The organism is Microbacterium sp. USTB-Y (genome assembly GCF_023703415.1).
GTDB lineage: Bacteria > Actinomycetota > Actinomycetes > Actinomycetales > Microbacteriaceae > Microbacterium.
In genome coordinates, this window is sequence record NZ_JAGMTU010000005.1 from 11,309 (window position 1) to 30,191 (window position 18,883).

The 18,883-nt window shown below is 72.7% G+C and carries 19 protein-coding genes; 13 read left to right on the forward strand and 6 right to left on the reverse strand.

Translation table 11 applies throughout. The features are described from left to right. The first annotated feature begins 71 nt into the window (after positions 1-71). Complete coding sequence (gene helR, locus J8G10_RS12875; protein WP_308220700.1) at positions 72-2,354, forward strand: RNA polymerase recycling motor ATPase HelR; 2,283 nt, start codon at positions 72-74, stop codon at positions 2,352-2,354. Positions 2,355-2,384: 30 nt separating this feature from the next. Here the strand turns inward: helR and J8G10_RS12880 are convergent, their stop codons facing one another. After that, positions 2,385-3,401 (reverse strand): DUF5937 family protein, encoded by a 1,017-nt coding sequence (locus tag J8G10_RS12880; RefSeq protein ID WP_251445464.1) that lies wholly within the window; start codon positions 3,399-3,401, stop codon positions 2,385-2,387. Between the two features lie 67 nt (positions 3,402-3,468). Between J8G10_RS12880 and J8G10_RS12885 the strand changes: the two genes are divergently transcribed. From J8G10_RS12885 to J8G10_RS12895, 3 genes are read left to right on the forward strand one after another with little or no spacing between them, the layout of a single operon-like run. Further along, positions 3,469-3,825: a cupin domain-containing protein gene (locus tag J8G10_RS12885; protein WP_251445466.1), complete on the forward strand. Its 357-nt coding sequence runs from the start codon at positions 3,469-3,471 to the stop codon at positions 3,823-3,825. A gap of 23 nt (positions 3,826-3,848) precedes the next feature. Further along, positions 3,849-4,142 carry a DUF4287 domain-containing protein gene (locus J8G10_RS12890; protein WP_251445469.1) on the forward strand — a complete coding sequence of 98 codons (294 nt, stop codon included), beginning with the start codon at positions 3,849-3,851 and terminating at the stop codon, positions 4,140-4,142. A gap of 37 nt (positions 4,143-4,179) precedes the next feature. After that, on the forward strand, positions 4,180-4,827 hold the full coding sequence (locus J8G10_RS12895) for a dihydrofolate reductase family protein (RefSeq protein WP_251445472.1): 648 nt from the start codon (positions 4,180-4,182) through the stop codon (positions 4,825-4,827). Positions 4,828-4,958: 131 nt separating this feature from the next. Here J8G10_RS12895 and J8G10_RS12900 read toward each other — a convergent pair whose 3' ends face one another. Further along, the gene (locus tag J8G10_RS12900) at positions 4,959-5,291 is read right to left on the reverse strand and encodes a DUF4229 domain-containing protein (RefSeq protein ID WP_251445475.1); all 333 of its coding nucleotides are present in this window, start codon (positions 5,289-5,291) and stop codon (positions 4,959-4,961) included. Positions 5,292-5,423: 132 nt separating this feature from the next. Here J8G10_RS12900 and J8G10_RS12905 point away from each other — a divergent pair, with 132 nt between their 5' ends. The 3 genes from J8G10_RS12905 (at position 5,424) to J8G10_RS12915 (ending at position 8,423) form a co-directional block, all read left to right on the forward strand. After that, positions 5,424-5,786, forward strand: coding sequence for a PLD nuclease N-terminal domain-containing protein (locus tag J8G10_RS12905; RefSeq protein WP_251445478.1), 363 nt, complete (start codon positions 5,424-5,426; stop codon positions 5,784-5,786). Further along, the gene (gene menD, locus J8G10_RS12910) at positions 5,783-7,402 is read left to right on the forward strand and encodes a 2-succinyl-5-enolpyruvyl-6-hydroxy-3-cyclohexene-1-carboxylic-acid synthase (protein WP_251445481.1); all 1,620 of its coding nucleotides are present in this window, start codon (positions 5,783-5,785) and stop codon (positions 7,400-7,402) included. Before J8G10_RS12905 ends, menD begins: the two co-directional genes overlap by 4 nt. Before the next feature lie 163 nt (positions 7,403-7,565). Continuing rightward, positions 7,566-8,423 (forward strand): polyphosphate kinase 2 family protein, encoded by an 858-nt coding sequence (locus J8G10_RS12915; RefSeq protein ID WP_251445485.1) that lies wholly within the window; start codon positions 7,566-7,568, stop codon positions 8,421-8,423. Between the two features lie 21 nt (positions 8,424-8,444). On the opposite strand, the gene J8G10_RS12920 is transcribed toward J8G10_RS12915, so the two are convergent. After that, on the reverse strand, positions 8,445-9,761 hold the full coding sequence (locus J8G10_RS12920; protein ID WP_251445488.1) for a chorismate-binding protein: 1,317 nt from the start codon (positions 9,759-9,761) through the stop codon (positions 8,445-8,447). Positions 9,762-9,952: 191 nt separating this feature from the next. On the opposite strand from J8G10_RS12920, the gene J8G10_RS12925 reads away from it, so the two are divergent. From J8G10_RS12925 to J8G10_RS12940, 4 genes are read left to right on the forward strand one after another with little or no spacing between them, the layout of a single operon-like run. Next, a complete protein-coding gene (locus J8G10_RS12925; protein WP_251445491.1) occupies positions 9,953-10,564 on the forward strand; it encodes a hypothetical protein in 612 nt (203 codons plus the stop codon). A gap of 50 nt (positions 10,565-10,614) precedes the next feature. After that, complete coding sequence (locus tag J8G10_RS12930) at positions 10,615-11,340, forward strand: class I SAM-dependent methyltransferase (protein ID WP_308220701.1); 726 nt, start codon at positions 10,615-10,617, stop codon at positions 11,338-11,340. Between the two features lie 43 nt (positions 11,341-11,383). Next, complete coding sequence (locus J8G10_RS12935; protein WP_251445494.1) at positions 11,384-12,445, forward strand: polyprenyl synthetase family protein; 1,062 nt, start codon at positions 11,384-11,386, stop codon at positions 12,443-12,445. 41 nt (positions 12,446-12,486) lie between these two features. Continuing rightward, on the forward strand, positions 12,487-13,860 hold the full coding sequence (locus J8G10_RS12940; RefSeq protein WP_251445497.1) for an FAD-dependent oxidoreductase: 1,374 nt from the start codon (positions 12,487-12,489) through the stop codon (positions 13,858-13,860). Positions 13,861-13,908: 48 nt separating this feature from the next. Here J8G10_RS12940 and J8G10_RS12945 read toward each other — a convergent pair whose 3' ends face one another. Next, a complete protein-coding gene (locus J8G10_RS12945) occupies positions 13,909-14,346 on the reverse strand; it encodes a hypothetical protein (protein ID WP_251445500.1) in 438 nt (145 codons plus the stop codon). A gap of 115 nt (positions 14,347-14,461) precedes the next feature. Here J8G10_RS12945 and J8G10_RS12950 point away from each other — a divergent pair, with 115 nt between their 5' ends. Then, positions 14,462-15,511, forward strand: coding sequence for an alpha/beta hydrolase (locus J8G10_RS12950; protein WP_251445503.1), 1,050 nt, complete (start codon positions 14,462-14,464; stop codon positions 15,509-15,511). A 110-nt stretch (positions 15,512-15,621) separates the two neighbouring features. On the opposite strand, the gene J8G10_RS12955 is transcribed toward J8G10_RS12950, so the two are convergent. After that, a complete protein-coding gene (locus J8G10_RS12955; RefSeq protein WP_251445506.1) occupies positions 15,622-16,275 on the reverse strand; it encodes a GntR family transcriptional regulator in 654 nt (217 codons plus the stop codon). A gap of 171 nt (positions 16,276-16,446) precedes the next feature. Further along, positions 16,447-16,935, reverse strand: a complete 489-nt coding sequence (locus J8G10_RS12960) for a YajQ family cyclic di-GMP-binding protein (protein ID WP_045249938.1) — start codon at positions 16,933-16,935, stop codon at positions 16,447-16,449. 46 nt (positions 16,936-16,981) lie between these two features. On the opposite strand from J8G10_RS12960, the gene J8G10_RS12965 reads away from it, so the two are divergent. Next, on the forward strand, positions 16,982-18,874 hold the full coding sequence (locus J8G10_RS12965; RefSeq protein WP_251445509.1) for a glycoside hydrolase family 13 protein: 1,893 nt from the start codon (positions 16,982-16,984) through the stop codon (positions 18,872-18,874). Positions 18,875-18,883 lie beyond the last annotated feature (9 nt).

An 18,883-nucleotide genomic window follows, 5' to 3' on the forward strand; every position in this document is an offset into this window, starting at 1 on the left:
GGGGTGGGGCTTGCGGCAAGGGCCCCCCGCCGGGGCAGACTGGGTGGCTTCGCCCTGGAATCGGAGGATCCGTGCGCCCTGAAACCCACCCCGACCAGCCCTTCGCCGTCGCCCCGTCGTCCCGCGCCCCGCAGCCGCCGGACACCCGGTCGGTCTTCGCCCTCCCGCCCGTGCTCGCCCGCAAGTCCGCCCCCGCGCTCATCGCCGCGGACGACGCCCACCTCGCCGCCGTCCGCGGACGGCTCGCGGAGGAGATCGCCGCGCTCGAGGATCGCCTCACCCGCCTGCGGGCCACCCACGCGCGGCTCGGCCAGGAGGCTCTCGACCGCGACCTCGAGATCCACCGCACCACGTCGCGGCTGCAGCTGCTGCGCCGATTCGGCGTCGACCTCTGCCTCGGGCGGATGGTCGTCGCCGGATCCGGCGAGCGGCCCGCCGAGCGGGTCTACATCGGACGCATCGGGCTGTCGGATGCCGCCGGGCACCGGCTGCTCGTCGACTGGCGGGCGCCCGCCGCCGAGCCCTTCTTCGCCGCCACCCACGCCGACCCGGCGGGGCTGGTCAGCCGTCGTCGCTACCGCTGGAGCTCCGGCCCCGGGAACGAGCGACGCATCACCGACTACTGGGACGAGGTCTTCGACCCGTCCGCGGACGGGGCGGGGGACGCCGCGGCGGCGCTCGACGACCAGTCCGCCTTCATCGCGAGCCTCGGCGCCTCGCGCTCGCCGCGGATGCGCGACGTGCTCGCCACCATCCAGGCCGACCAGGACGCGATCATCCGCGCGTCGTCGCGGGACGCCCTCGTCGTCGACGGCGGACCGGGCACCGGCAAGACCGTGGTCGCGCTGCACCGCGCCGCCTATCTCATGCACGCCGAGCAGCGGCTCAGCCACGGGGGGATCCTCTTCGTCGGCCCGCACCGTCCCTATCTCGCCTACGTCGAGGATGTGCTGCCGAGCCTCGGCGAGGACAGCGTGCGGGTGTGCACCGTGCCCGACATGGTGCCCGAGGGACGCGACGGCGACCGCATGGCGGAGGAGCCCGACCCGCTCTGCCGCTCGCTCAAGTCCGGCTCGCGTCTGCTCGATGCGGTGGCCGCCGCGGTGCGGTACCACGAGCAGGCGCCCCGCGATCCGCTGCTCGTGGAGACGCCCTGGCGGGACGTGGTCATCGAACCGGATGCGTGGGCCGAGGCGTTCGACGCGCCGGCACCGGGCACCGCGCACAACGACGCCCGCGACGAGGTGTGGGACGCGCTGATCGGAGCGCTCGTCGAGGACCACGCCGACGAGGACCTGCCCGCGCGGGCCCTGGACCGGTCGCTGCGGCAGAACACGGCGCTGCAGCGGGCGTTCGTCGCGGCCTGGCCCGTGCTGGATCCGGTGGGCGTCATCGCCGATCTGTGGGCGGTGCCCGCCTTCCTGCGCGTCTGCGCGCCGTGGCTCGGCGACGCGGAGCGGGAGGCGCTGCGGCGCGAGGACGCCCGCGCCTGGACCCGTCAGGACCTCCCGCTCCTCGACGAGGCGCGCGCGCTCATCGGCGATCCGGCGGGGGCGCGCCGGCGTCGACGCCAGGAGGCGGTCACCGCCGAGGAGCGGGAGTATCGCGAGCGCGTGCTGGACGAGCTGCTGGCCGCCGACGACGACAAGGAGAGCGCGATCACCGGGTTCTTCTTCGGCGAGGACAGCGCCGGGGTGCGCGAGATGCTCCTCGACGAGGAGGCCCTGCCCCGCCGGGATCCGGATGCGCTCGCAGGCCCCTTCGCGCACGTGATCGTCGACGAGGCGCAGGAGCTCAGCGATGCGGAGTGGGCCATGCTGCTGCGCCGTGGGCCGTCGCACAGCCTGACCATCGTCGGCGACCGCGCGCAGGCCCGGCACGGGTTCGGGGAGACGTGGGCCGACCGCCTCGCCCGGATCGGCCTGCGCCGGGTCGCCCAGGCGTCGCTGCGCATCAACTACCGCACGCCGGAGGAGGTCATGGCGGCCGCCGAGCCCGTCATCCGGGCCGCGCTGCCCGATGCCAACGTGCCCGTCTCGGTGCGCGCGAGCGGCATCCCGGTGCGATACGCGTCCGCGGCGGAGCGCGACCGGATCATCGCGGAGTGGCTGGCGGCGCACGCCGAGGGGATCGCCTGCGTGATCGGCGACGACAGGCCGTACCGGGACGCCCGGGGCGCCGTCGAGCCGCGGGTGCGCCTGTGCACGCCGCTGACGGCGAAGGGCCTGGAGTTCGACCTCGTCGTGCTCGTGGATCCGGAGCTCCTCGGCGAGGGGATCGAGGGCGCCGTCGACCGCTACGTGGCGATGACCCGCGCGACTCAGGAGCTCGTCGTGCTCACCGGGGAGCGCTGACCGGCGGAAGCGAGGACGACCGCCCCGGGCTCACAGGTCGGCGCCGACGAGCGCCTCGCCCAGCGGCGTGCGCAGGTGCATCATCCGGGCGCCGTCGCGGGTGCTGTCGATCAGGCCCGCATCGCGCAGCACCGTGAGGTGGTGGGAGGCGGTGGAGACCGCGATCCCCGCCCCCACCGCCACCTGGGTCGTGGTCCGCGGCACGTGCGCGGCGAGCAGGATCCCCGCGCGCACCGGCCCGACGAGGGCCTCCAGGGCGCGCACCCGGTCCTCGGTGTCGGCCGCCCAGCCGGCCGTCACTCCGTGCGCGGGGTAGAAAAGCGTCGGCTGGGCCGGCGGCTCGGTGAGCACCATGCAGCCCCAGGACGACATGACGGAGGGGACGAGCACCAGGCCGCCGCCCCGGCAGTCCACGTCCTCGCTATGCCGTCGCAGCCGCACGCGCACGGAGCCGTCGCCCCATCCGACCTGGGGGTGCAGGGCGGATGCCATGGCGGCGAGCCCCTCGGTCGCGATCGTGCGGGACCGCACGGCGATGTCGGATCTCAGGATCCGCTCCAGCTGCGGCCAGACCGGCGCCATCGTGCAGTCCCAGACCTCCTCCCAGGCGTCGGCGATGATCGCGCGCGCCCGCGCCGGGTGCTCCTGCATGCGGCGCAGGGACTCCTGGCGACGGCCGGAGGAGCGCGCGATCATCTTGCCGAGGTCCACGCGCATGCCGGCGAGCGGGGCCTCCCGCAGCGCCGCGAGCTCGTCGTCGGGCCCCAGGTCCCAACGGGCGGTGGTCGTGACGAAGTCGGGCATGTAGCCGTCGGCGCCGATCACCGGCGCGAGCACGTCGAACGCGTGGCGGGGCAGTCGCCCGCGCACGCTCTTGAGCCAGCCCCAGGCGAGCGGATAGTGCTCCGGGCGCAGCAGCACGCGCACGGCGTGGGCGAGCTCATGGCCGGGCGAGACGCCGAACCGCACGGCCTGGATGTCGCCGGGGCTCAGGCGGAAGTCGACCCGGTGGTGCTCCCACTCGACGCCCTCCATGTTTCGATCCACATCGAAACTCTACGACGTGGATCCGAACCCGGGGAGAGTGGGAGCACGCCACCGAGAGGAGCACGACATGAGCATCATCGCACCCGAGATCGCCGTGATCACGCCCGAGGAGATCCGCCTCGGCACGGGCGACGGACGGCGATTCGAAGGCGCCGAGCACGGCGCCGCCGTCTCGTACTTCTACGTCGACAACCAGCCCGGTCAGGGGTCTCTGCTGCACTGGCACCCCTACCCTGAGACCTGGGTCGTGATCGAGGGCGAAGTCGCCTTCACCGTCGGCGACCGCATCATCACCGCGACCGCGGGCGACACCGTGACGGGGCCCGCCTTCGTGCCCCACCGCTTCGAGAACGTGGGATCGGGCACCATGCGCCTGATCGGGATCCACGCCTCGGCCGTGATCATCCAGACCGTGGTCGACTGACCACAACCGCAGAGGAGCAGAACATGTCGTTCCAGGCATATCTCGACGCCGTCGAGACCAAGACCGGGCTCACGCCGCGCCAGATCGTGGACCTCGCCGAGGTGCAGGGCTTCGGCCCCGGCACCAAGGCCGCCCCGATCCTCGAATGGCTCAAGAGCGAATACGACCTCGGACGCGGACACGGCATGGCGATCGTGCACGTGATCACCAAGGGCCCGACGATCAGCACGAAGCACGTGGGAACCGATGGCACGCACCGGGATGCCAGCGATACGCTCTGGCTCGACGGCAAGGATTCGAATCCGGACCGCGCCTGAGACCCCGTTCGTCCCCGTTCAGCAAGGAGACCGGCACATGGCCGTTCGCGCCGACCTCAACATCTCCCTCGACGGGTACGCGTCGACCACCGATCAGACCCCGGAGAACCCCTTCGGGGACGACTGGGGCCGCCTCGTCGCGGCCTACACGGCCACCCGCACGTTCCGGGAGCGCGTGCTGGGCGACCTCTCCGGCGCGGGGACCACGGGCGTGGACGACCGCTACGGCGCCGAGTACTTCGAGGACATCGGCGCCGAGATCATGGGTGCGGGGATGTTCGGCCTCCACGACTTCCCCGACGATGCGGACTGGCGCGGCTGGTGGGGCGACGAGCCGCCGTTCCGCTGCCCGGTCTTCGTCCTGACGCACAGCGCGGGCCGGGAGCCGATCTCCTTCGACAACGGCACGGAGTTCCACTTCCTCGACGCGCCGCCGGCCGAGGCGCTGGCGCTCGCGACCGAGGCCGCCGGCGACGCGGACGTGCGCATCGGGGGAGGGGCCAGCACGGTGCGCGCGTTCCTGGCCGCCGGCCTCGTCGACCGTCTGCACGTCGGCATCACCCCGATCCTGCTCGGTCGCGGGCAGAACCTCTGGGCCGACCTGCGCGGCCTCGAGGACGGCTACACGGTCACCAGCGAGGTCGCCGAGAGCGGTGTGGTGCACGTGACGTTCGCCCGCGGCTGAGTCTGCGGGCGGCCGGGACACGACGGGTCGAGGCTGCGCTCGCGGTGTGTGCGGGGAGCGCCGGGGCCGGGCCCGGCCGCGTGACGGGATCCGGCGTCGCGTCAGGCCGCGTGACGGGATCCGGCGTCGCGTCAGGCCGCGTGCCGGGATCCGGCGTCGCCGGTGCCGTTCGCTTCCGGCCTGTCGGCCGCGGGCTCCTCGGCGTCCTCGACGTCCTCATCGGACGGAGCGGATCCGGCCTTCGGGGGGCGCGACTCGCGCCGGGCGTAGATCGCCCTCGATGCGTCCGACAGCGGGCTGCGCAGGAACAGCAGCGAGACGCTGATCCCGATGAGCGCGGCGAACAGGGCCGCGAGCCACCAGAACTCCCGGAAGATCGGGAAGAAGAACCACAGGATCCCCAGCGGCACGAGGAACGCCAGCAGGCGCAGCACCGAGTACACGAGAAGGGGAGGAAGTTTCACGACCCCAGTCTAGGAGGGCGCGTTCGGCGCGCGCTGTGAGGGCGCTATGCCGAGCTTCTCCATCGGATGTGCGGCAGCCGGGCGTTCGCCGCACGCAGGCCGCCGGGCCGGGACACGACCTAGACTGGAACCGTGGCACGTTTCCTCGTGATCGGCGGTTTTCTGGCCGCGGTCTTCTGGGTGTTCAGCATCGTCGACTGCGTCGTGCAGCCGGCGAGCCGTCACCGCGGCGTGCCCAAGGGCGTGTGGATCGCGATCGTCGTTCTCATCCCGGTGATCGGCGGACTGCTCTGGTTCACGATCGGGCGCACCCGTCGTGGGCGCACCGCCGACGAGGAGCGGTACCTGCCGCTCGACGACGCGGATCCGGCCCGGGCGAATCCGGCCCGTCGCATCAGCGCGGCCGAGCAGGAGCGGCTCATCAAGGAGCTCCAGGACGAGCTCTCCCGCCTCGACGATCGCGGCGACACCGATTCGGCCGGCCCGCGCCCGTGACGGCGCCCTCGCACGCTCCTGCCGCCGACGCGGCCGTGCGGCTGCTGACGACGCTCGTGGAGCACGGCGTCCGCGACATCGTGCTCTCGCCGGGCTCCCGGTCTCAGGCGCTCGCGCTCGCCGCCGCCGCCCTGGCGCGCTCCGGATCGCTCCGCGTGCACGTGCGGATCGACGAGCGGGTGGCGGGGTTCACCGCCCTCGGGATCGGTCGTGAGTCCGGCGCTCCCGCGGCCGTGATCTGCACTTCCGGGACCGCGGCGGCGGGGTACCTGCCCGCGGCGATGGAGGCGTTCCACTCCGGGGTCCCGCTGATCCTGCTCACCGCCGACCGACCGCCGGAGCTGCGCGGCGTCGGCGCGAACCAGGCCACGGTCCAGCCGGGGATGTTCCGCCCGTGGGCGCGGCTGAGCGTGGACGCGCCCGTGCCCGGCGATGCGGATCCCGCCGTGTACGCCGCACTCGCGGAGGAGGCCGTGACCGTCGCCCTCGGAGCCGCGGGGGAGGGACTCGACGGCGTCGCCGGTCCCGTGCACTTGAACCTGCCGGTGCGGGAGCCGCTCTCCGGCACGCTCCCGGATCCGCTGTCGGCGAGCGCCGGCCCGCTGCCGCGCCCCGCCGGGGCGGAGCCGATGCGGATCGCCGCCGGCGGGCGGACCCTGGTCGTGGCGGGCGCCGATGCCGGCCCCGACGCCGAGCGCCTCGCCCGCGAGGGCGGGTGGCCGCTGATCGCCGAGGTGGTCAGCGGAGCCCGTTTCGGGCCGCAGCTCGTGCCCGCGTATCGGGAGCGCCTGCGCGACGCCCCGCTCGCCGACCGGATCCAGCGGGTCGTCGTACTCGGGCATCCGACGCTCAGTCGCGAGGTCGCGGCCCTGCTGCGCCGCACCGACCTCGAGATCACCGCGGTGCGCCGAGGCGGCGAGCGGCTGAATCTGTCGGGCACCGCGGTCGACGCGCGGGCGATCGAGGTCGAGCCGGGACCGGCGGACGCGGAATGGCTCGCGGCATGGACGGCACCGACGGCGGTCGGCGGCGGGGCGGCGGATCCCGATGCGGGCTCCTCGGCCGACGTACCCCTGGACCGGCCCGCCCTCGTGCGGGCGGTGTGGGCGGCGACCGGCCCCGCCGACCGGCTGCTGTTCGGCTCGTCGCGGATCGTGCGCGTGGCGGACCAGCTGCTCGACGGCGCCGAGGCGCGCGTGCACGCCAACCGCGGGCTCGCCGGCATCGACGGCACGACCGGCACGGGCATCGGCATCGCCCTCGCCGCGCAGGCAGGGGGCGCCCCCGGCACGGTGCGCGTGCTGCTCGGCGACCTGTCGCTCCTGCACGACGTAGGATCCCTCCTCCTCCCGGCCGATGAGCCGGCGCCGCGGGTGCAGGTGATCGTCGGCAACGACGGCGGCGGCACGATCTTCGACGGCCTCGAGGTCGCCGCCTCGGCCCCGTCGGTCGATCTCGACCGCGCGTTCTACACGCCGCAGTCCGTCGCGCTCGGTCCCCTCGCCGCCGCCTACGGATGGACCCACGTGCGCGTCGGCACCGTCGCCGAGCTGGAGCACGCGCTCGCCGCGGAGGTCGGAGGACCGCAGCTGATCGAGGTGCCCCTGGCCCGCTGAGCGGCGTCGCTCCGTCGAAGGCGCGCGGCTTCGTCGAGGGCTCACGGGGACCCGGGCCGGTGCGGAACTCAGTCGATTCCGCGGGCGGCGCGGTCTCCGAGGCGCGCGTTCGGTTCTGACGGAGTTCCGCACCCCGTGCCGTCGTGTCCGGCATCATGGGGGCATGAGCCAGCACTCCGCCGGGTGGACCGCCCCCGCCGCAGAAGTCCTCCGCGTCCCCTCCGCCGGACTCGCCGGGGTCGACCCCGATGCCACTCCGGGGTTCCAGGGGGAGAAGGCCGACGGTGCGGGGTCGCTGGCCACGGGGCTGGCCGCCCTCGGCGACCTGCAGGAGCGGCTGTTCGCGCGGTCCGCGGTGGGCGAGGCGCAGGCGAGCGTCCTGCTGGTGCTGCAGGCGATGGACTCCGCGGGCAAGGGCGGGATCGTCCGGCATGTGGTCGGCGGCGTGGATCCGCAGGGCGTCGAGCTCGCGGCGTTCAAGGCGCCGACCGCCGAGGAGCTGCAGCACGACTTCCTCTGGCGCATCGAGAAGCGCCTGCCCGCCGAGGGCAAGATCGGCGTGTTCGACCGCTCGCACTACGAGGACGTGCTCATCGGCCGGGTGCGCTCGCTCGCCCCGGCCGAGGAGATCGAACGCCGCTACGACGCGATCGTCGACTTCGAGAAGCGCGTCGTCGAAAGCGGGACGCGCATCGTCAAGGTGATGCTGGACATCTCCCGCGACGAGCAGAAGAAGCGCCTCATGGAGCGTCTGGACCGGCCTGAGAAGCACTGGAAGTTCAACCCCGGCGACACCGACGAGCGCCTGCTCTGGGACGACTACATGGCCGCCTACGACACCGTCTTCGAGCGTACGTCGACCGACGCCGCGCCCTGGTACGTGATCCCCGCGAACCGCAAGTGGTACGCCCGTCTCGCCGTGCAGGAGCTGCTGCTCGCCGCCCTCCGGGACATCGATCCGCAGTGGCCCCTCGCCGACTACGACGTCGACGCGGAGCGCAAGCGGCTCGCCGCGAGCTGAGGCGGATCCTCTGCCCGCGGTTCAGGCCAGGGCGTCGACGATCGGGCGGAACTTCACCCGCGTCTCGAGCATCTCCGCCTCGGGGTCGCTGCCGGCGACGATTCCCGCTCCGGCATAGGCGGTGAGCCCGATCGGCGCTCCACGATCGGACCCGGCGACGTCGAACTGGGCGCAGCGCAGGGCGATCGCCCATTCGCCGTTGCCCTGCGCGTCGATCCAGCCCACGGGGCCCGCGTAGCGTCCCCGGTCGAAGGGCTCGAGCTCGCGGATCGCCGCGATGGCCGCGTCGGTCGGCGTCCCCGCGACGGCGGCCGTCGGATGCAGCGCCGCGGCGAGGTCGAGGGCGGACGCGCCGTCGCTGAGGCGGGCGCGCACGTCGGTGGCGAGATGGAACAGGTTCGGCAGCTCGAGGATGAACGGTCCGCCGTCGGCGTCGAGCGCGGTCGTGTGCGGGGCCAGCGACGCGACGACGCTGCGCACCGCGAACGCGTGCTCGTCGTTGTCCTTGGGGCTGTCGGCCAGCGCGGCGGCCGCGCGGGCGTCGGTGACCGCATCGGCGCCCCGGGCGGTGGTCCCGGCCAGCACCCGGGCGGTCACCACGCCGTCCTGCGCCGTCACCAGGGTCTCCGGGCTCGCGCCGATGAGGCCGTCCACGGCGAACGCCCACGTGTCGGGGTACTCGGTGCTCAGCGCCCGCACGAGCCGGCGCAGATCGGATCCGGCGGGCACCGTGCCGACGAGGTCGCGCGCGAGCACCACCTTGCCGTACCGGGCGTCGGCGATCGCGGAGAGGGCCGCCCGCACGGACGCCTGATAGCCCTGCGCGGTCTGAGCGCCCGGGCCGAGGGTGCCCGCCCAGTGCGGGCCGAGCGCGGTGGGGGCCGGGGCGGTCGCGGCGCCCGCGTCGGGGTCGTTCGCGTCGAGGCCGGGGTCGTCGGCGTCGGCGTCGAGGCCGGGGTCGTCGGCGTCGCGGATCCGCGTGATCCAGGTGCGTCCGCCGTGGCGCCCGATCACGGTGCGCGGCACGATCAGCACGCTGTCGGCGGCTGACGCCTCGTCGAACACCAGTGCCGCGAAGGCGACCAGCCCGGTACCGGGCAGCCGCACCCCGTCGTCGACGCGGGCGGATCCGCGGATCTCATCCCAGGCGCGGCTCAGGGCGGCGGTGCGGGGCTCGGCGCCCCGCGACACGCGTACGACCCGGGCGACGTCGGCGCCCGCCGCGACGATCCCGTCGCCCCGGCGCAGCCAGGCGCGGGGATCCGCTGGGTCCGCATAGCCGAGCAGGTCGTCGGCGAGGTCGAACTCTCGCGTCTGAACGACCAGGTCGGCACTCACGGATCCAGCCTATTGCGTGCCGCGCCCCCGCCGTCGCGCCCGGCCTCCGACCGCGAGACCGATGCCTCGTCACGAGACCGACGATTCCCCGCAGGGTCTCGTGACGCAGGATCGGTCTCGCGGTGACCCGCGCCGCCGGGGCGATGGTCCGCGCCGCCGGGACTGTGACCCGCGCCGCCTAGAGTGTGACCGTGACTGCCGAACGCCCTGCATCCGGAACCGAGATCGTCTTCCAGTGGCGCAAGTGGGACGGATCCCCGCACTGGCGCCACGAGTGCGTGTACCTCGGCGCCGACGACTGGGGGGACTGGGTGGGCCAGCCCGCGGGATGGGGCAGCGAGCGCCCCGCCCGCTCGTTCACGGCCCCGGGACCCAACGTCACCCTGGTGCCGCCGAGCGGCGACTTCGCCCTGACGGTCAACCGCGACCACCCCCACGGCATGCGCATCTACATCGATCTCGCGTGGGACCTGCGCGCCGTCGCGGAGCAGGATCCGGAGGCGTCCACCGCCGGTGTCCCGGTGCTCTTCACCGGCATCGACATGGATCTCGACGTCGTGCGCGTCGAGGGGGAGCGCGGCACCTGGATCGATGACGAGGACGAGTGGGACGAGCACCGCGTGCACTACGGCTATCCCGCCGAGGTGCAGCAGCGGCTGGAGGCGCTCGCCGCAGAGCTCGAGCAGCGCGTGCGCGCGCAGGTGCCGCCGTTCGACGACGCGACGGCCGATGTCTGGCTGGACCGGCTCGCCGCGCTCGCTCTGCCCTCCATTCCGAGTCGTCTCCCTGAGCACGAGCTATAGGTCGTGCTCAGGGAGACGACTCGGAATGGACGGCCGCGTAGGCTGGACGGGTGAGTGTCAACGAGCAGCCCAACCGCGCCGACCTCGGCAAGGATCCGTCGCGCGTCAGCGGCATGTTCGATCAGGTCGCGGCCGGCTACGACCGCACCAACACCGTGATGACGGTCGGCAACGACGCGCTCTGGCGGGCGGCCACGACCCGTGCGGTCGCCCCGAAGAAGGGCGAGCGGATCCTGGATCTCGGGGCGGGCACGGCGTCCTCGTCCGCCTCGCTCGCGCGCAGCGGCGCCGACGTGGTCGCGGCCGACTTCTCGCCCGGGATGCTCGCGGAGGGGAAGCGCCGGCACGGCGACCTGCCGAACCTCAGCTTCGTCGAGGCCGACGCCATGAACCTCCCGTTCGAGGACGCGAGTTTCGACGCGGTGACCATGTCGTACAGCCTGCGCAACGTCCAGGAGCCGAAGAAGGCGATCGCGGAGCTGTTCCGGGTGACGAAGCCGGGCGGACGCGTTGTGATCAACGAGTTCTCCACGCCGCCGGCGAAGCTCGTGCGCGGGTTCTACAAGCTCTACAACTCCCAGGTGCTGCCGCGCGTGGCCCGCGTCGCCGGCACCAACGGCGAGGCGTACGACTACCTCAACGAGTCGATCCGGGAGTGGCCCGATCAGCGTACCCTCGCCGCGTGGCTGCGCGAGGCCGGGTGGATCGACGTGGCCTGGCGCAATCTGTCCTTCGGGATGGTGGCGCTGCACCGCGCCCGCAAGCCGCGCGCCTGACGGGCCGCGCTCACCCTCCGGCGTTCGCAGGTAGGCTGGATCCGTGACTTCGAGCTCCGCCGCCACGGGTTCGCGCCTCGCGAGCCGTCTCGGTTTCAGCGACCGCGTCTTCGTCGGTCCCGCCGCGCGCAAGCTCGCCCGCGAGGTCGAGGCGGGCCTCGACCTCGTCGAATCCGGTCTCGCCGAGGATCTGCACGTCGCCGACGCGCTGGCCGATGCGACCAGCCGCTACCTGTATGAGGCGGGCGGCAAGCGGGTGCGCCCGGTGCTCGCCCTGCTCACCGCGCAGCTCGGCGGGGGCAATCTGCCCGCCGTCGTCGACATCGCCAAGGCGCTCGAGCTGACGCACCTCGGATCGCTCTACCACGACGACGTCATGGACGGCGCCGACCGCCGTCGGGGCGTTCCCGCGGCGCACGCGGTGTGGGGCAACAACGTCGCGATCCTCACCGGCGACATCCTGTTCTCCCGGGCGCTCAAGCTCATGTCCGGCCACGGCGACCGTGCGATCCGGCTGCAGGCCGACACCTTCGAGCGTCTGGTGCTCGGTCAGATGCACGAGACCGTGGGCCCGCAGGAGGACGACGACCCGATCGAGTTCTACATCCAGGTGCTCGCCGACAAGACCGGATCCCTCATCGCCGCGGCGACGCAGGCCGGCGTGATCTTCTCCGGCGCCCCCTCCGCCTTCGAGGAGCCGCTGCGGGTCTACGGCGAGAAGGTCGGCGTCGCATTCCAGCTGCTCGACGACGTGATCGATCTGTCGTCCAAGCCCGAGGACACCGGGAAGGTGCCGGGGACGGATCTGCGCGCCGGGGTGCCGACGATGCCGTCGCTGCTGCTCGGCGTCGAGACGGATCCCGTCTCGGTCGCCCTCGCCGCCGAGATCGACGAGGGCGTGCAGCGCATCGCCGCGGGCGAGGATCCGTCGATCCTCGACGACGCCCTCGCGCGCCTGCGCGATCACGACGTCACCCGCAAGACGCTCGACCTGGCCCGCAGCTGGACCCAGGGCGCGATCGACGAGCTCGACGTGCTGCCCAAGGGTCCGGTGCGCGAGGCGCTCACCCGATTCGCGCAGTCGCTCGCCGACCGCAGCAGCTGACGCACGCTCCGCCCGCATCCCGGGCAGCCGAAAGGATCCCCATGACCAAGCTCAGGCTTGCCATCGTCGGCGCCGGCCCCGCCGGCATCTATGCCGCCGACCTCCTGCTGAAGGCCGAGCGCCGCTTCGACGTGTCGATCGACCTGTTCGAGAAGCTGCCCGCGCCCTACGGCCTGGTGCGGTACGGCGTCGCCCCCGACCACCCCCGGATCAAGGGCATCATCACGGCGCTCCGGGACGTGCTCGACCGCGGCGACATCCGCCTCTTCGGCAACGTGGACTTCGGCACCGACATCACGCTCGACGATCTCAAGCGGCACTACAACGCCGTGATCTTCGCGACCGGGGCCCGCCGCGACACCGACATGGACATCCCGGGCGTCGACGCGATCGGATCCTACGGCGCCGCCGACTACGTCAGCTGGTTCGACGGGCATCCCGACGTGCCGCGCGAATGGCCCCTGGACGCCGCGAGCGTCGCGGTGATCGGCAACGGCAACGTGGCCCTCGACGTGTCGCGGATGCTGGCCAAGCACGCGGAGGACCTGCTCGTCACCGAGGTGCCGGCGAACGTGTACGAGGGCATGAAGGACAGCGCCGTCACCGACGTGCACGTGTTCGGACGCCGCGGCCCGGCCCAGGTGAAGTTCACGCCGCTCGAACTGCGCGAGCTCGGCGAGCTGCGCGACGTCGACATGGTCGTCTACGACGAGGACTTCGACTACGACGACGCCTCGCGCGACGCGATCGCGAGCAACAAGCAGGTCATGGTCATCGACCGCGTCCTGCAGTCGTGGCGCAAGCGCGATTCGGTGAACAACGCCGGAGGCACCGCCTCGCGTCGGCTGCACCTGCACTTCTGGGCGCGCCCGGTCGAGGTCCGCACGGACGACGCGGGCCGCGTCGCCGCCCTCGTCTACGAGCGCACCCAGCCCGACGGCAACGGCGGTGCGGTGGGCACGGGCGAGCTGCGCGAGGTGCCGATCCAGGCGCTGTACCGAGCGGTCGGGTATTTCGGATCCCCGCTGTCGGGAGTGCCCTTCGACAAGAAGCACGGCGTGATCCCGAACCGCGAGGGACAGGTGCTCGCGAAGGACTCGAACCAGCGCGTCCCCGGCATCTACGCGACGGGCTGGATCAAGCGCGGACCCGTGGGACTGATCGGGCACACCAAGTCCGACGCGATGGAGACCGTGCGTCACCTCATCAACGACCAGGGCTCGTGGTGGCAGCCGGAGGACCCGTCGGAGGCGGCGATCCCCGCGCTGCTCGCCGAGCGCGGCGTGCGCTGGACCGACCTCGACGGCTGGCACCGCCTGGACGAGCACGAGATCGCCCTCGGCGCTCCCGAGGAGCGCGCCAGGATCAAGGTCGTGCCCCGCGAGGACATGGTCCGCATCTCCCGCGGGGAGTGACCCGCTCGCACCGCACGCCTTCCGGCCCGGGCCGGGATCGACGCGACGCTAGTTCTTCGCGGTCACCACGACCGTGAACACGACGTGCGCGCCCGATGCGCTGTTGTCGAGCGTCACCGTCGTCGTGCCCGTGGTGATCGGGGAGAGCCCGGGGTTGAACTGCGCGGATCCGTCGTCCTTGCCGGGCGTGAAGGACACGATGGTCGGATCCTCGATCTTCGCGGTCCAGCTCTTGAAGTCCTCCGTGTCGCCGGTCAGCACGATCACGTTGTCGAGCGGCACGGACACGGTGGTTCCGTCGACCGTCTTCAGATCGGCCATGATCGGCGGCAGCTGCTGAGCGCTCGGGCTGGGGCTCGCGGACGACGAAGCCGCCGGCGTCGTGGTGGCGGGGCTGCCGGCGCTCGAGCAGGCGGCGAGGCCGAGACCGGCGGAGGCGATGAGGACGCCGGCCAGCAGGGCGGACGGAAGGTGCGGACGGCTCATGGATCCTCCTCGGTGCGGTTCTGGCCCCAGCGTAGAGGACACGCCCTGCCCGGGGGAGTGGTCCGACGGCCTCCCTTCACAGGACGGCGCCCGGCCGCGTCGCTACGCTGAGGGCATGACCGTCGCATCGGATCCGCAGACGTGGATGCCCGACGTGCTCGGCGACGAGTTCGAGCAGCTCACCCTGCCGCTGGGCTCCGACGACGAGGGCGAGGTCGTCGCGACGCTGGTGCGGGCGCTGCCCGAGCGCACCGTCTGGCGGAGACTGTTCGGGGACGGGCGCGCGCTCGCCGACACCGATGTGCTGTACGTGCACGGCTGGTCGGACTACTTCTTCCAGAAGCGGCTGGCGCGGTTCTGGACGGCGCGGGGCGCGCGCTTCTTCGCCCTCGACCTGCGCAAGTACGGCCGGAGCCTGCGGCCGGGGCAGACGCCCGGGTTCATCTCGGATCTCGCGGAGTACGACGCGGACATCGCCGCGGCGCTCGCCGCGATGCAGGCGGAGCAGCCCCGGGGGGCTCCGCGTCGTCTGGTGCTGCTCGGACACTCCACGGGCGGACTGACGCTGAGCCTCTGGGCGGCGCGCAACCCCGGCATGGCGTCGGCGGTCATCCTGAACAGCCCGTGGCTGGAGTTCCAGCTCTCCCGCTTCACCCGGGAGACGCTCGCCCCGCTCGTGAGCTTGCAGGCCAAGCGGCGCCCCCTCGATCGCGCCCCGCAGGTGGACCTCGGGTTCTACACCCGCGCGCAGAACGCGGTCGCGGATCCGGACGACCCGGTGGATGTGAACCTGGCCTGGCGGCCGGAGCAGACCATGGCCGTGCACGCCGGGTGGCTGAACGCGGTCCTCGCCGGGCACGCGGCGGTCGCGGCGGGCGTCGCGATCCCGGTTCCGGTGTGCGTGCTGCTCTCCGCGCACAGCGCCTATCCCACGTCGTGGTCGGAGGACCTGACCCGCGCGGACAGCGTGCTCGTCGTGGACGACATCGCGCGCGCGGCGCTCAAGCTCGGTCCCTCGATCACGATCGAGTGGATCGAGGGCGCGCTGCACGACGTGTTCCTCTCCCGGCACGATGCCCGGGAGGAGGCGTACGAGCGCCTCGGCCACTGGGTCGACGGATGGTCCGCCGCCGATCGAGCCGCCCGGCTCCGCGCCCCGCGCTGACGCGGTTCCGCACCCCGCGCTGACGCGGCTCCGCGCTGACGCGGTCCCGCACGGACGCCGCGCCGGACGGCGGCCTTGCCCCGCGCTGTCTTCGCGCCCGGGCGGCCCGCTCAGTCGACGTGGTGCATCGCGCGGACGAGATGCTCCGCGGCGTGGCCGTCGCCCGCGAGGATCGCGTCGGCGAGGGCCGCGTGGACCTCCCGCATGTGATCCCGCTCCGTGACGTCGACGGCCCAGGGGCGGAGATTGCGCGACAGGGGCATGCTCGTCTGGTCGAGCACCGTGTCGAGGATCTCGTTGTCCGAGTGCCGGGACAGGTAGTGCAGAAGCTCCCAGCGCCGCGCGGTGAGAGTGGCGGCGTCGCCGAGCCCGTCGTCCAGGGCGCGCGCCAGCGCGGCCGCCTCCTCCCGCTCGGCTTCGTTCAGGCGGGGCACCGCGATCGCCGCGACTGCGCCCCCGAGGTATCCGGCGTACTCCAGGGTCTTCTCGGTGAGCTGCGGCGGCACCTCGGTGACCTGCGTGTAGCGGCTCGGGTGCATCTCGACGAGCCCGACCCGCTCCAGGCGCTGCAGCGCTTCCCGGATCGGCATCCGCGAGACGCCGAACTTCTCGGCGAGCTCCGCGTCCCGGATGCGGTGCCCGGGCGGCAGGGTGCCGTCGATGATCGACGCCCCGACCCTCTGATAGACCTCGTCGGCGAGAAGCTGCTTGGGCGCTCCCAGTAGCGCCTTGCTTTCGCCGAATTGCGGACCACGAACGTCCATCACTACCCCCAAGTAGTTTCCCCAGAACAGCACTATCTCATTCAGACCGGGCAAACCCAAATATTGGTGTGCGACGGCCGGCGAAGGCGTGTCCTGCGACATCGGAGGCGTCATCAGGCGACAAGGGGAGGATCCGCGCGGGCCGCGTGCCCCCGGCAGGACCTCCCGAGATCAGCGGAAGTTGATGAACTGCAGATCCAGATCCAGGTCGGATCCCTTGAGCAGTGCGATCACGGCCTGCAGGTCGTCGCGGCTCTTGGACTGCACCCGCAGCTCGTCGCCCTGGATCTGCGACTTCACGGACTTGGGGCCCTCGTCGCGGATGATCTTGCCGATCTTCTTCGCGTTCTCCGAGCTGATGCCCTCCTTGAGGGTCGACTCCAGGCGGAACTCCTTGCCGCTCGCGGTGGGCTCGCCGGACTCGAGGCTCTTCAGCGAGATGCCGCGCTTGATGAGCTTGGACTGGAACACGTCCAGCACCGCGCGGGCGCGCTCGTCCGAGTTCGCCAGGATCACGATCTTCTCGCCGCTCCACGCGATCGATGCGCCGACGCCCTTGAAGTCGTAGCGCTGCTCGATCTCCTTGCGGGCCTGGTTGAGGGCGTTGTCGGCCTCCTGGCGATCCACCTTGGACACGATGTCGAATGAGCTGTCAGCCATACAGGCAGTGTAACGAGCGGCGGCGCGGCGAGTAGCGTGAGGGAGCGTGACCGACCTCCTCCCGCACCACGACGGATCCGCGCTGCACGTCTCGGACGACGCCCCGGCCCTCGGCGACGTGGTCCGCGTGCGTCTGCGCGTGCCGGCGGGCTACGGCCCGCTCGCCGCCGTGCGCACCCGCTCGAACCCCGACCACGAGCCGGAGTGGACCGACGCCGAGCTGCTCGGATCCGCCGACGGGTGGGACTGGTGGGAGGCGCCCGTCACCGTGCGCAACCCGCGGCACGGCTACCGCTTCCTGCTGCAGCACGAGGACGGCCGGATCGAGTGGCTGAACCAGACCGGGATCCACCGGCTGGAGACCCTCGACGCCGAGGACTTCGCGCTCGTCGCCGAGCCCGCGCCTCCGGCCTGGCTGCACGGGTCGGTGATGTACCAGGTGTTCCCCGATCGTTTCGCGCGGTCGGCGCAGGCCGACGCGCACCCGACGCCGGACTGGGCCGTCCCGGCCGCGTGGGACACCCCGGTGGATCCGGTCATGCCCGGTCGCGTCCACCAGTTCTACGGCGGCGACCTGCCCGGGATCGTCGAGCACCTCGACCACCTCGTGCGGCTCGGGGTGAACCTGCTCTACCTGACCCCGGTGTTCCCCGCCGCGTCCAACCATCGCTACGACGCCTCGAGCTTCTCACGCGTGGATCCGCTGCTCGGCGGCGACGAGGCCTATGCCCGCCTCATCGCCGAGGCGCACGCCCGCGGCATCCGGGTGATCGGCGACCTCACCAGCAACCACTCCGGCGACCGCCACGAGTGGTTCCGCGCGGCGTTCGGCCACCCCGGCGCGCCGGAGGAGGAGTTCTACTACTTCACCGACGCGGACAACACCGAGTACGAGTGCTGGCTGGGCGCGAAGAGCCTGCCCAAGTTCGACTGGTCGAGCGAGGAGCTGCGCGCGCGCTTCATCACCGGCGAGGACTCCGCGGTCGCCCGCTGGCTGAAGCCGCCGTTCGGCGCCGACGGCTGGCGCGTCGACGTGGCGAACATGACCGGGCGGCTCGGCGCGATCGACCTGAACGCCGAGGTGCGCCGGCTGCTGCGCGACACCGTCCGGGGGATCAACCCCGACGCCATCCTGCTCGGCGAATCGACGAACGACGCGACGAGCGACCTGCAGGGCGACGGCTGGGACGGTGCCATGACCTACCCGTCGTTCACCCGTCCGGTGTGGGCCTGGCTCAGCGCGCCGACCGGCGCGCCGTATCTCACCGCCGAGGGCGAGGAGCGCACGGAGAGCTGGTTCTTCGGGATGCAGGTGGGCGGGATCCCGCGATACACCGCGCGCGACTTCGTCGACTCGATCACGCGCTTCACCGGGGGGATCCCCTGGCGGGTGCGGCTCGGCAACATGCAGCCGCTGGACACGCACGACACCGCGCGGTTCGCGACGAACGCGGCCGCCGGCACCGTGCCGGTCGCGGTCGGCCTGTCGGTGACGCTGCCCGGGCTGCCGGTGGTGTTCGCGGGCGACGAGTTCGGCCTCACCGGCGCGGACGGCGAGTCCAGCCGCACGCCGATCCCGTGGGGCACCGAGGACGAGGCGCACACGGCGGAGCGCATCGCGCTGTACCGCGATCTGGTGGGGCTGCGCCGTGCGCACCCGGTGCTCGGCACGGGCGGGCTGCGCTGGCTGCACGTCGACGACGAGTGCGTCGTGTTCGTGCGCGAATCGGCGGCGGAGACCGTGCTGGTGCTCGCGGCTCGCGGGGATGCCGATGTCGAGCTCCCGCCGGGTGCGCTCGCGGGTGCCTCGGCCGCCGCGCCGCTGTTCGGCGATGCGACGCTTGCGGTGGCCGGGGGCGGCGCTGTCGCCCTGGTCGCGGAGGGCCCGGCGTTTGCGGCATGGGCGCTGCCCGGCGTGGCGACTCCCGGCCCCCGCTGAGCGCGCCCG